This window comes from Pseudoalteromonas sp. JB197, from assembly GCF_002332205.1.
Lineage (GTDB): Bacteria > Pseudomonadota > Gammaproteobacteria > Enterobacterales > Alteromonadaceae > Pseudoalteromonas > Pseudoalteromonas nigrifaciens.
The window spans coordinates 60442-73927 of sequence record NZ_NRGZ01000001.1 but is presented as its reverse complement, the minus strand read 5'-3'; the positions used below and the strand labels follow the sequence as shown (position 1 = coordinate 73927).

The 13486-nt window shown below is 39.1% G+C and carries 12 protein-coding genes; 7 read left to right on the top strand and 5 right to left on the bottom strand.

The window, feature by feature from the left end; translation table 11 throughout:
* Positions 1-22: 22 nt before the first annotated feature.
* From rfaH to radC, 4 genes are all read right to left on the bottom strand, one after another.
* The gene (rfaH, locus tag CIK86_RS00320) at positions 23-508 is read right to left on the bottom strand and encodes a transcription/translation regulatory transformer protein RfaH (protein ID WP_086997703.1); all 486 of its coding nucleotides are present in this window, start codon (positions 506-508) and stop codon (positions 23-25) included.
* A gap of 316 nt (positions 509-824) precedes the next feature.
* On the bottom strand, positions 825-980 hold the full coding sequence (gene rpmG / locus CIK86_RS00315; RefSeq protein WP_004335545.1) for a 50S ribosomal protein L33: 156 nt from the start codon (positions 978-980) through the stop codon (positions 825-827).
* An 11-nt stretch (positions 981-991) separates the two neighbouring features.
* Entirely contained in the window at positions 992-1228 is a 237-nt protein-coding gene (gene rpmB / locus CIK86_RS00310; protein WP_041454777.1) for a 50S ribosomal protein L28, read from the bottom strand.
* A gap of 273 nt (positions 1229-1501) precedes the next feature.
* Positions 1502-2176, bottom strand: a complete 675-nt coding sequence (gene radC, locus CIK86_RS00305) for a DNA repair protein RadC (RefSeq protein WP_011329290.1) — start codon at positions 2174-2176, stop codon at positions 1502-1504.
* 143 nt (positions 2177-2319) lie between these two features.
* Between radC and coaBC the strand changes: the two genes are divergently transcribed.
* The 6 genes from coaBC (at position 2320) to CIK86_RS00280 (ending at position 9703) form a co-directional block, all read left to right on the top strand.
* Positions 2320-3513 carry a bifunctional phosphopantothenoylcysteine decarboxylase/phosphopantothenate--cysteine ligase CoaBC gene (coaBC, locus tag CIK86_RS00300; protein ID WP_086997701.1) on the top strand — a complete coding sequence of 398 codons (1194 nt, stop codon included), beginning with the start codon at positions 2320-2322 and terminating at the stop codon, positions 3511-3513.
* Between the two features lie 158 nt (positions 3514-3671).
* Positions 3672-4259, top strand: coding sequence for a nucleoid occlusion factor SlmA (gene slmA / locus CIK86_RS00295; RefSeq protein WP_011329292.1), 588 nt, complete (start codon positions 3672-3674; stop codon positions 4257-4259).
* Between the two features lie 161 nt (positions 4260-4420).
* Complete coding sequence (locus CIK86_RS00290; RefSeq protein WP_086997697.1) at positions 4421-7201, top strand: prolyl oligopeptidase family serine peptidase; 2781 nt, start codon at positions 4421-4423, stop codon at positions 7199-7201.
* 217 nt (positions 7202-7418) lie between these two features.
* On the top strand, positions 7419-8441 hold the full coding sequence (locus CIK86_RS00285) for a Fic family protein (protein ID WP_086997694.1): 1023 nt from the start codon (positions 7419-7421) through the stop codon (positions 8439-8441).
* Positions 8442-8598: 157 nt separating this feature from the next.
* Positions 8599-8961 carry a hypothetical protein gene (locus tag CIK86_RS19485; protein WP_343251996.1) on the top strand — a complete coding sequence of 121 codons (363 nt, stop codon included), beginning with the start codon at positions 8599-8601 and terminating at the stop codon, positions 8959-8961.
* Positions 8900-9703 (top strand): GGDEF domain-containing protein, encoded by an 804-nt coding sequence (locus CIK86_RS00280; protein WP_343251995.1) that lies wholly within the window; start codon positions 8900-8902, stop codon positions 9701-9703. Before CIK86_RS19485 ends, CIK86_RS00280 begins: the two co-directional genes overlap by 62 nt.
* 80 nt (positions 9704-9783) lie before the next feature.
* On the opposite strand, the gene CIK86_RS00275 is transcribed toward CIK86_RS00280, so the two are convergent.
* Positions 9784-10968: an NAD(P)/FAD-dependent oxidoreductase gene (locus CIK86_RS00275; RefSeq protein WP_086997691.1), complete on the bottom strand. Its 1185-nt coding sequence runs from the start codon at positions 10966-10968 to the stop codon at positions 9784-9786.
* A 312-nt stretch (positions 10969-11280) separates the two neighbouring features.
* Here CIK86_RS00275 and CIK86_RS00270 point away from each other — a divergent pair, with 312 nt between their 5' ends.
* On the top strand, positions 11281-13416 hold the full coding sequence (locus CIK86_RS00270; protein WP_086997688.1) for a S8 family peptidase: 2136 nt from the start codon (positions 11281-11283) through the stop codon (positions 13414-13416).
* Positions 13417-13486: the final 70 nt, after the last annotated feature.

Sequence of the window (13486 nt, the reverse complement as noted above, 5' to 3'; positions counted from 1 at the left end):
ATTTATTACTTCCCCTTTTTTATTAGATTTTGCTTATTGCTTGATTACTCACGCTAATTTCTACTTGTTTGTTAAGTAAATTAATAAACAAAATACTGCGCATATCGCCATCAGGCTCTTTATAAATAGCGTCAATATTTTTAAATGAGTCATTATTGACACTCACCAAGTCACCACTTTTAGGGACTTGCGATTCATGTGAGTGCGAACGCTCTGCTTTAAGCTGATTAATTAACTCAACGGGCACACGCTGATATGCAGCACCATAAGTTACAAAGCCACTTACTCCACGAGTATTTTTTACTGCAAAAAAATTACCATTCTCAGCTTCTAAACACACAAATACATAACCAGGAAATAAAGCAGACTGCTTAACAGTGCGGCGTCCTTTAACTAACTTTTCAGTAGTTAACTTTGGAAAAAATGACGCTATTCCTTGGTTTTTTAAATTAACCTGCGCACGCTCTTCTTGGCGAGGTTTACATACAACTAAATACCAACTTTCCATGGCAATTCCTACAGCCTGAGTTGAAGACAAGACAACCATAAACTAAATGAGCGCAGCATTATACTCCTATGCAAGCCTTTATGTAAAATAGCCCCACAGTAAATAAGTACTCACTTAGGAAAATTAATTTAATACGCTGATAATCAAACGAGTAGGTTTTAATTGAGGGGTAAGCACTGATATATTACAGCGATTAGAAGCGGGCTCAAAGCTAAAGCCAAGGACAATATTAAAGCGTTAAGCTAATATTTTGCGTAAATTAAAAACAAAAAACCCAGCATAAGCTGGGTTTTTACATTCTAATAGAAAACTAAAATTACTTAATTTTAGCTTCTTTAAAAAGAACATGTTTACGAATCTTTGGATCAAACTTTTTGATTTCCATCTTCTCAGGCATGTTACGTTTGTTCTTGTCGGTAGTGTAGAAAAAACCAGTACCGGCAGTTGAAACTAAACGGATTTTATCGCGCATGATTCAGATCCTTAAACTTTTACGCCGCGAGCACGGATTTCTGTAAGAACCGTGTCGATGCCTTTTTTATCGATAATACGCATACCTTTAGTAGTAGTGCGTAATGTTACAAAACGTTTTTCACTTTCAACCCAAAAACGGTGTGTTTGTAGGTTAGGTAGGAAACGACGTTTAGTCGCGTTTCTCGCGTGTGAACGGTGATTACCAACCGCAGGACGCTTACCTGTAACTTGACATACTTTAGCCATGTCTATATATCTCCAATAACTTAGCTCGAGCTTAATTTTCCCTAAGGCCATGTAGTTGTGCCCTAGAGATAAATCGAAGGGCGCTCTTTATACAGCTTTTACAGGCGAAGATCAAATAACTGATCTCATCCAATCAGCTCATGTGCAAATTTGATAGCGGCTAATTATAAAGATCGAAAGCCCATAGGGAAAGTAAAAACTGCATTTAAATTAAACTAATTTGCCAAAACACACTAAACTGCTCGTTTTTAGTACTTTTCTGTAAAAGTAAAGCTAAATAAGACCTCGTTCAGCAAAAGAAACACAGGTTTCTCCTCCAACAATAATATGATCCAGCACATTTATATCTACCAATTGCAGCGCTTGTTGCAATTTATTAGTAATAAGTTTGTCGGCCTGACTCGGTTCGGCAATCCCGCTTGGGTGATTATGCGCAAAAATAACCGCTGCTGCATTATTTTTAAGTGCCGCTTTTACCACTTCTCGTGGATATACACTGGCAGAATTAATGGTGCCATAAAAAAGTATTTCATCTTTAATTAAGCGATTTTGACTATCAAGATACAGCACCATAAATACCTCCTGCTGCAAACCACGCATTTGCAAGGTTAAATAATCATATACAGCGTTTGGCGAGTTAAATATAGCATCGCGCTGGCAACGCTCCTGCATATAACGCTGGCTGAGCTCAAGCACCGCTTGCAACTGCACATACTTAGCTGTACCTAACCCTTTTTGCGCACAAAACTCTTCCATACTGGCATTAAATAAATTGTGTAGCGTTTTGTTTTCATTAAGTAAATGTTGGGCAAGCTCAATCACATTCATACCCGGCAAACCGGTGCGTAAAAATATGGCAAGCAATTCAGCATCACTGAGCGCTTTTGCGCCTTTTTCGATTAGCTTTTCGCGGGGACGCTGCGAATTAGGAAGTGAGGTTAGTTGCATTATTCATCCTTGATAAATCGGCTTATATATTAACTGTAATGCAAATTTGAAAATTAGCCTGTTATTTTCATCTTAAAAGCTTAGCTGAACGGGTCAAGATTTGTTATTTTAGCCCTAATATTAAATAAGGCTGATGGACAACCATGATTAATTTAACTAATAAAAAAATAGTGCTGGGAATTAGCGGCGGTATAGCGGCCTATAAATGCGCAGAACTGGTTAGACGCTTAAAAGAGCATGGTTGTAGTGTTAAAGTAGTTATGACTGAATCAGCAAAACATTTTATAACCCCCTTAACTATGCAAGCTGTGAGCGGTGAAATGGTTGCAGACTCCTTACTCGACCCTTCAGCAGAAGCTGCTATGGGCCATATTGAGTTTGCCAAGTGGGCCGATTTAATTTTAGTTGCCCCAGCCACCAGCAACATTATTGCTAAAATGGCGGCGGGCATTGCTGATGACTTACTCACTACCTTATTACTTGCAACTCCGGCTAAAGTCGCTATCGCACCGGCTATGAATCAGCAAATGTATGCTCACCCTGCTACACAAGCTAATTTAGCCACACTTAAAGCACGTAACGTGCTTATTTGGGGCCCAGGAAAGGGTGAGCAAGCTTGTGGCGATGTAGGCGCTGGGCGCATGCTAGAGCCTCATGAGCTAGTTGCTTTATGTATTGCAAAAGAGCAACCTCAGTTACTTGCAGGTAAAACCATTACCATAACTGCAGGCCCGACCCGAGAAGCCATTGACCCGGTACGTTTTATATCTAATCACAGCTCAGGAAAAATGGGCTACGCACTTGCTGAGGCCGCTTTATTACTTGGCGCTAAAGTTAATTTAATTTCAGGCCCGGTGACTATAAAAGCCCCTGCTGGCGTAAATTTGATCAACATAGAAAGCGCCGAGCAGCTATTAAACGAATCACTCAACTACGCACCGCGCTCAGATGCGTTTATTGGCTGCGCAGCTGTTGCCGACTACCGCGCAGCAACCGTTGCAGCACAAAAAATGAAAAAGCAAGGCGACGAGCTTACTCTTACTTTAGTTAAAAACCCGGATGTAATTGCACACGTAGCTAATTTACAGCAAAACCGCCCTTACACTGTTGGTTTTGCCGCAGAAACACAAAATGTAGCAAACTACGCAAAAGGCAAACTAAAAAATAAAAACCTGGATATGATTTGCGCTAACGATGTATCACAAAGTGATCTTGGGTTTAACGCTGACAATAATGCGCTAACCCTGTACTGGCATAATGAACAGCTTGAATTACCAACAAATAGCAAAACAGCAATTGCGCTAACAGTGATCCAACAGCTCGCTCAGAGAATATAAAAGAGCTGGAAACAAACTGAATAAAACATTAACATGCTAAACACGCGTTTACTTTTAAGAGTTTAAATTTGTTTAACTCTAGATATAAACGCGCCTTAAACATTTGAATCAAAATGACTAGCTCCTGCTAAAAGATAACTAATAAAAAAGGAATGTTCATGCCTGCGACAAAAAGAAGTAATCGCAAAGAGCAAATACTGCAAGCACTTGCACAAATGTTAGAAACCAGTCCCGGCCAGCGTATTACCACAGCAAAGCTAGCCGCTGAGGTTGGTGTATCGGAAGCAGCGTTGTATCGTCATTTTCCTAGTAAAGCACGTATGTTTGAGGGCTTAATAGAATTTATTGAAGACACGCTTTTATCTCGTATAAATCTTATTTTAGAAAACGAAAAAGAAAGCCAAGCCCGCGTTTATAATATTTTACATTTACTGCTAACGTTTGCTGAAAAGAACCCTGGTATTACCCGTATTTTAACCGGCGACGCATTGCAAGGTGAGCAAGAGCGGTTACGTGAACGAGTGCAAAGTTTCTTTGAAAAACTTGAGACCCAATTTAAACAAGTGCTGCGCGAGAGAAAGCTGCGTGAAGGTAAAAACTTTCAAAGTGACGAGCTAACCCTAGCCAACTTTTTACTTGCCTATGTTGAAGGTAAAATGAATCAGTTTGTACGCAGTAATTTTAGTACTAAGCCAAGCGCACAATTTGAAAAACAATGGCCGGAGCTACAAAAAATCTGGTTATAAACTCCAAATTCAACACACGTAACCTTGTGAGCCACGCTTGCAAGGTTTTTAAATTTTCACCTTCAGCCTTTCAACTCTGCTTTGCTACCACTTGTCGTATATACTCGAATTATAGACAAAACTCGTTACAATAAAATAACGCTAAAAAACGAGAACCTATAATGAAAACAAAGCTCACCCTTTTAAGCTCTGCGCTTATTGTCAGCGTAGCTAGCACCACAGTTTACGCTAAAGAGTCGCTACAATTTAACGATGTGTTTGATTTTAAATCAGCCAAAGCAACACAACTTTCTGAAGATGGTCGTATTTTATCGCTCAGTGCAACCCCGTATCGTGGTGATGCCACTGGCCAAGTTTACTCGCTAAGCGGTAATAGCTTAATTGCAGAAGTACCGCGTGGTACTAAGCCTGTTATTAATAAAGCTGCTAACTGGGTCGCATTTACCCAAGTACCCACGCTACTAGAACAAGAAACCACGAAGAAAAAAGATGCTCTAAAAAACAACCTGGTACTAGTAAATACCCAAACAGGCGAGCAACAAAGTTTTAGTAATGTGAAAGACTATAAGTTATCAAACGATGGAACTTGGCTTGCCTATCGCTTAGATCAAAAAGCAGCTAAAGGCGATGATGAAAAAGCCGAGGATGAAAGTACCAGCACTCATGCTAGTAAAAACGATAGCGCCATCACACCAGACAAAGAAGATAAAACCTATCCGCTGGTTATTGTAAATTTAAGCAATAAACGCAGCCACACAATTGCAGATGTATTTAACTACAGTATTAGCGCAACTAACCAGCAACTATTAGTTAGCCAGAGTTACAGCGATGGTAACAACAATCAAATAGCACTGTTTAATTTAAACGACTTTGTAAGCAGCGTACTCATAGATGAACCTGGTGTTGTGGCCAATAAAATAGCCTGGCACTCGACTGAGGCAAGCGTAGCATTTACGTTAGGTAACTATGTTAACGACGACATGCGCCGTCGTAACTACAGCTTACAACTTTGGCAAAATGAGCAGCTAACAACGATTAACTCCCCCAACAAAGATTGGGGAATAGGTAAAACCGCCGCGTTAATATGGTCTGAAAATGGCGAGCGTTTATATTTTGAAAATCGCCCTAAACTAGCCGCTAAAGTAAAAGCTAAAGAGTATAGCGACGAAGCCTCACTATACGACTTTGACACTATACGAGAGCATAAAGGCTTAAAAGTATGGCATAACAACGACGCGCAAATAAAACCGCGTGAACAGCAGCAGTGGAACGAAAAAAACAAAAACCGCCATTACAGCGCGGTGTACCACATAAATTCGCAAAAAGTTATCCAGCTAAGTACTGTGAGCATGCCAGAGGTTGCGCTTAATCCGCAGCGCGATACATCACTGCTTGGTTATACTGATACCCCATACCTTGAGAAAATAATGTATGGCGGCTTTTTTGCTGACTACTTTGCTGTAAATATTAATACAGGTAAACACACTCCCATTGTTAGTAACTACCCGTTTAAACCAAGTTTGGCACCTAATGGCGAGTTTGCCGCCTACTTTAGCGATAACCATATACAACTAAAAGATTTAAAAAATAATAAAGTCACTACGCTTACACGTGCAATTCAAGCTACTTTTGCTGATGACAAGCACGACTACCCTTCAGCCCAACCAGGTTATGGTTTTGCCGGTTGGAATCAAGATAGCAGCCAACTACTTGCTTACAGTAAGTACGATATTTGGGCGTTTGATGTAAATAGCCAGCAGGCAAAACGTTTAACTAATGGTAAACAAACCAATACTCAATATCGCGTTATTAAACTTGATAAAAGCCAAGTTGGCTTTAAAAAAGACGAAACATTGCTTATATCGGCTATTAACTTACAAACTAAGCAAAGTGAAATAGCTAAGCTTGATTTAACCACCAACACAGTAACTAAAGTGCTCAGTGGTAATAAACGTTTTGATTTAGTTAAAAAAGCAAAAAATGCCGATAAATACCTATTTACTGAGCAAGCGTACCATCAGTTTCCAGACTTTTATCAAACTGACTTTAGTTTCAGTGCTCCGCAACAAGTGACTACACTTAACCCACAAATAAGTAACTTTGCCTGGGGCGAAAAGCCAGAACTCATAAGCTACAAAGGCTTTGATGGCGAAGACTTACAAGGCGTACTAATTAAACCTGCGGGTTACAAAAAAGGCGAAAAAGTACCAGTAATGGTGTATTTTTACCGTTATATGAGCCAGCGCATGTACGACTTTCCTAAAATGGAATTAAACCACCGCCCTAACTTCCCTATGTTTACCTCAAACGGTTACGCGGTATTTTTACCCGACATTCGTTTTGAAATAGGCCACCCAGGTAAATCATCAACGCAAACCATGATCAACGCCACGCAAAAGCTCATTGATTTAGGCATTGCTGATAAAAATAAAATTGGTTTACAAGGTCATTCGTGGGCAGGCTACCAAAGTGCCTTTATGATCACTCAAACCGATATGTTTAAAGCGGTTGTATCGGGTGCTCCCGTGTCTAACATGACCAGCGCCTATAGTGGCATTCGTTTAAAATCGGGCTTAGCGCGTCAGTTTCAGTACGAAACAGGACAAAGCCGCATTGGTAAAAACCTTTTTGAAGCGCCAGAATTATACATAGAAAACTCACCGGTATTTTTTGCCGATAAAGTAAACACTCCTATTTTAATTATGTTTGGCGATAAAGACGACGCTGTACCTTGGCACGAAGGGGTACAGTATTACTTAGCCCTGCGCCGTGCGGGTAAAGATGCCACTTTTTTACAGTATGAAGGCGAACCTCATCACTTGAAAAAGTTTCCTAATCAAGTCGATTTTTCGATTCGTATGATGCAGTACTTTGATCATTACTTAAAAGGCAAACCCGCCGCAAAGTGGATGAAAGAAGGCGAAGCATTTATACAAGAGTAAAAATAAATGATAAAAACCCCGATAGATTTAAGTCTATCGGGGGTTTTAAATGGTTAACTCTGTATAAAAGTAAATATGTTTTTATTGCCCTTAAAAAATACTAAACATACTTAAATCCCATTAAAAGGCCCACCATTAAAATTTAATAGCACTGACATTTAACGACAGTTCGCGTATTCTATTAATTGAATTAAAAAACTTAAAAAACATTATTAATATGAGCTACTTTACCCCACCATTTACTATTACATCAAAAATTATCCATTGTATTGCTGACATAAGCGAGACTATAGGTAAAATATCAACTTTATATACTGAATATGAATTACAGCAATATAAAGAGCTCAATAAAATAAAGTATATTAAAGACTCTTTGGCGATTAACAGCACCGATTTAACTGAATCTCAAATCAGTAATATCATGCAAAAAAATACAACCACGCCCCCCTTAAAAGAAGCACAACAAACAAATAATATTATTGATATTTATAACCAGCTTAAGCATAAAAATATTAAGCACTGTTCTGACTTATTAACAACTCACAAAACACTAATGAACACCTTATCTAATGAAGCCGGTAGTTACCGTACTCATAGTATTAAGATGACTCCTCAAGCATCACGCATTCCACAAATGATGGCAGATCTATTCGAGTGGTTAAATACTACTGAACAACATCCTTTAATTACTAGCTGTGTTTTTCACTATGAACTACAATTTATTCATCCCTTTACTAACGGCAATTGTCATATTGGGTGTATCTGGCAAATGCTAATGCTGAATCAGTGGAATAGCATATTTAGTACACTTTCTATAGAGGGTATCGTGGTTCAAAGCATGGATAAATACAACGAAACAATCTGTAATAGTACAGCATCTGGCGACTCTTCAGTATTCATAGAATACATGCTTGAAAATATACTAGCAGCTACGAAAAGTTTAAAAAGCTCTTTATTATCAATCAATAAAAAAGAATCGCCACAAGAAACCCCTCAAGTTGATTCTAATCAAAATACAAGCTCACAGACCCCTCAAGTAAATGCACTAATCAAAGTATTGCAGCAAGCTGACAATGCACTAAATAGAAAAGATTTACAAAATAAGCTCAACTTAAAAGATCGAAAACATTTTAGAGCATGCTACCTAAAACCGGCTATTGACGATGGTTTAATCGAAATGACAATCCCTGATAAACCTAACAGTAAAATGCAAAAATATAGACTCACTATAGCTAATTAACTTAGGTGTTTTAAAAACAATAGGGGTAAGTATTATTGCTTCTTTGATACTGCATAACTAAACTTATTTGTATCTGATAAATTTTTTAATATTAACTACCCACTTTATAATAAATAGACAATACTGAATTAATTAATAATTATTAAGTCGTTAGTTGATGCTACATTTTTGGTATAAAGAATTTCCGCAATACCCTAGAGATCATAAGGATTACTGGCGAACACGCTTAATTGCACATTCTTTATTAATCTGCTGCTGCTACTTTTTAATTTTAACCTTACTAAATGTTTTTTATTTTTCGAGTTACGATATTGCACTTATTGATGCCTTAGGACTTATAGCGTCATTAAGTATTTGTATATGGTTTAATAAAACAGCTCAGGTTAGTAAAGCTGCTTGGGTTGTTGCATTAATGATAGTTGGCTTAATAATGCTCTTTATAGTATCGGCAAAGGGTCATGCTCATTCATTATTTTGGGCAACACTTATTCCGCCTTTTACTTTTTTTAGTTGGGCGTAATTGGGGAAGTATATTAAGTAGCATTGCTTTTGGTATTTGTGCCTATCTAGTTTACTTACAGCAACAACTATCAATTACCATAGGTTTATCTGCATTATTTAATTTTATTGAAGTGTCTATTGCGCATGTTTTATTATTTAGGTTTTATGAAAAAACGCGTTTTTCGGCTTACTCTCATCTTTCGAAGCGCAATGCCGAAATAAAACAGCTAGCCGAAACCGATAAGCTCACCGGGTTATATAACAGGCAAAAATTTGATTTTGAATTGTCGCAATTATTGAGTGAAAATAATAATGAGCGAAAATCAAATATAGTGATGATTTGCGACATAGACCACTTTAAAAAAGTAAACGATACTTATGGCCATTTAGCGGGTGATAACGTGCTTAGTGAGTTTGCCAATATTTTACAAAACAAGCTTACAAATAGTGCATTAATTGCACGCTGGGGCGGAGAAGAGTTTACTATTATTCTTCGAGATAGCAGCCTAGATAACGCAATTAACGAAGCTGAAGAGCTCAGAGCGTTTATTGCCACTCATTTAATCGACAATAGAGCGTTAACTATCAGTATTGGTATAGCTAAAGCGCATGTTGACGACACTGCTTTGCATCTTTTAGAGCGTGCCGATAAAGCGCTTTATAAAGCAAAATTACAAGGGCGAGATCAGGTCTGTGTTGCTAGCGACAACTTAACCAAAACTCGCTATGAAAACACATTAAGTAAATCCGCTGCTATTTAAAAGTTAGCTCTAAAGTATCAGCGGTTAAACCCAATAAACTAAATTAACCTTGTAACTGCTAACTTATTGTTCCTAAAATATTAAGCATACTGCCCAGCAGCAAAACCACAGCTCCACGCATACTGAAAATTATAGCCCCCTAGCCAGCCGGTTACATCGGTTACTTCGCCAATAAAATATAAGCCTTGTGCTTTTTTTGCTTCAAAGGTTTTTGAGCTAAGTTCATCGGTATCTACACCACCTAACGTTACTTCCGCTGTTCTGTAACCTTCTGTGCCATTTGGTTTAATTTGCCATGCATGTATATAGTTAACTAACTCGTCAATTTGGCTATGTGTTAGCTGGTTAATATTACAATCAGGAATTGCTTTCCCCTCATGAAGAACTTCAATAAAACGTTTAGGTAAAATAGTGGCTAAGCTATTTTTTAACGACTTTTGGGATTGCGTTTCACGCCAATCGGCTAGCTGTTGTCTTAAATCTGTTTCGGGTAATAAATTAATAGTTACCGCCTGTCCGGCGCGCCAAAATGAGCTTATTTGTAATATAGCAGGGCCCGATAACCCTCTATGGGTAAATAAAATGTTTTCTTTAAATGCAGTGCCATCTTCACTAGTAACATCGCATAAAATACTTATACCTGAAAGCGCTTCAAAACGTTCTTTATCGTGCTGATGCAAAGTAAATGGTACAAGTGCCGCCATGGTCGGTAATACTTTTAAGCCAAACTGCTCAGCAATTTTATAGCCAATGGGTGTTGCGCCAAGCTTAGGCATAGTTAAACCACCTGAAGCAATCACTAACGACTCACAATAAAATGTTTCATGCTCGGTTACTACGCTATAACCAGTTTCAGTTTTTGAAACGCTGATTACTTCGTTACGCAACTTTATAGATACCCCCGCCCACTCACACTCAGTAAGTAAAATATCAACAATGTCTTGAGCATTATTATCACAAAAAAGCTGACCTAGTGTTTTGTGGTGATAGGCTAAACCATGACGATCTACCAGTTCAATAAAGTCATGTTGGGTATAACGACTTAAACATGATTTAACAAAATGAGGGTTGCCACACAAATAATTACTAGGGCTGGCATTTTCGTTGGTGAAGTTACAGCGCCCACCGCCACTAATGAGTATTTTTCGACCTGGCTTTTTGCCCATATCAAGTACTGTAACACTACGGCCACGATATCCTACTTGCGCTGCACACATTAAGCCTGCTGCTCCCGCACCTATTACTATCACATCTACTTGGGTCATTTATTTATCTCATTAATTTTTTTTGATTATAACAAAATTTATGCACCGGCTGGACATCGAATTGATTATTTTCAATTGCACAACAAATAAAAATAAAAGTATTAATACTCAAATTTAAAACTAGTTACTTATACTTATATTTATAAATATAAAAAGTATAAAGTAACTACAAACCCGCTAATAACAAGGTTATAACCAAATGAAAGAAGCTAATAAGTAATTAATCTTTCAATTAATTTAACAGATCATTTACCTTTGTACCCACTTCGTGGATTTGTGCTACGAAATAATAAATAAAAACTAAGGATAATCATGACAACAGGTAAATCATTTAAAAAGTGTGCAATAGCCTTTACTATCAGCTCACTATTTGCTGCAACATCGAGTATTGCAACTCCTGCACAAGCAATTGCACCATCAATGGCAGAAACAACAGCTAAATTACAAAATCAAACTGGTTTTGAAACACAATTCATTATTAAATATAAAAATAACACTAATGATTTAGCTAGCTTTGCAGCTACAGACACAGATGTAAGCCAATCGAATATGCAAAATAAAGCGCAGAGCTTTGTTAAAAATTACACCTCTAAAAAAGGCAAAGTAAAAGCGAAGTATATTCGTGCCATGGCACTTAATAATCACCATGTAATGCGTGCAAGTAAAAAGCTAAATGCACAAGAAGCACAGCAATTTATGCAAGAAATGCTTGAATCTGGCAATGTTGAATACATTGAAGTCGATCAAATGCTGCAACCATTTGCAACGCCTAATGATCCACGATTTGACGACCAATGGCATTATTATGAACAAGCTGGCGGCTTAAACTTACCTACCGCGTGGGATACAGCCACTGGTAGCGGTGTTGTTGTTGCTGTACTCGATACAGGCTATCGCCCTCATGTTGATTTAAACGCTAATATTTTACCCGGTTACGATATGATCTCGAATTTATCGGTGGCTAATGATGGCAATGGTCGCGATAGCGATGCCCGCGATCCGGGCGATGCGGTTGCTGCCAATGAATGTGGTACTAACGGTGCACAAAACTCTAGCTGGCACGGCACACATGTAGCGGGTACTGTTGCTGCAGTTACTAATAATGGTGAGGGTGTTGCTGGGGTTGCTTACGGCGCCAAAGTAGTGCCTGTACGTGTACTAGGTAAGTGCGGCGGTTTAACCTCTGATATTGCTGATGGTATTATTTGGGCTTCTGGTGGCAATGTATCTGGGCTACCGGCAAATGCCAATCCTGCAGATGTAATAAATATGAGCTTAGGGGGCAGTGGCTCATGTAGCTCTACAACACAAAGTGCTATTAACACCGCACGTAATAACGGCACAGTAGTGGTAATTGCTGCCGGTAACGATAACGATAACTCAGCAAACTATAACCCAGGCAACTGTAATGGCGTGGTAAATGTAGCCTCGGTTGGCCGTAATGGCGGTCGTGCTTATTACTCTAATTACGGTAGTAATATTGATGTTGCCGCACCGGGTGGTGCGCAAAGTTTTGCTAACGATTCTGAAGGTGTTTTATCCACTTATAACGCCGGTTCGTCAACCCCTTCTAGTGATAGCTACGGTTTTTCGCAGGGTACATCAATGGCAGCCCCCCATGTTGCTGGCGTAGCGGCACTGATAAAACAAGCAAAGCCGAATGCTACTCCCGATGAAATCGAAAATATTTTAAAAACAACCACCCGCTCGTTCCCAGCCACATGTACTAGCTGTGGTACCGGTATTGTTGATGCAGCAGCTGCCGTAGCTGCTGCAAGTGGTGGCACTGCACCACCACCAAGTGGTAATGAACTTCTTGATGGCGAAACTCAAACCGGTTTAAGCGGCGCAACTAACTCAGAAACATTTTATACAATGACAGTGCCCAGTGGCGCAACTAATGTCACTTTCACTATGAGTGGAGGCACTGGTGATGCCGATTTATACGTGCGCTCTGGCAGTAAGCCAACAACCTCTACATACGATTGCCGCCCTTACAAAAGTGGTAACAACGAAGAGTGTTCAATCGATAACCCTACATCAGGTACGTATCATGTGATGCTACGAGGTTATTCTGCCTATTCTGGGATCAGCTTAACTGGTAATATTACAGCAGCTTCGGGCGGGGGCTCAGGCACACCTCAAGCTGGTGGTGGCACTGTAAGCGATGTGAGTGCTAATGCAGGTCAATGGAAGCATTACACACTAGACGTGCCAGCAGGTATGGCTACATTTACAGTAACAACAAGCGGTGGCACAGGCGATGCTGATTTGTTTGTTAAGTTTGGCAGTCAGCCCACGACATCGAGTTACGATTGTCGTCCATATAAAAATGGTAATGCCGAAACCTGTACTTTCTCAAGCCCACAAGCGGGTACGTGGCACTTAAGTGTTAACGCGTATAAAACCTTCTCGGGCTTAACACTTAGCGGGCAATATCAGCCTTAATAAGCAATAATTGCAAAAAGCCGATGTTGCATCAACATCGGCTTTTGTATTTTCAAATCGCTAATTTATT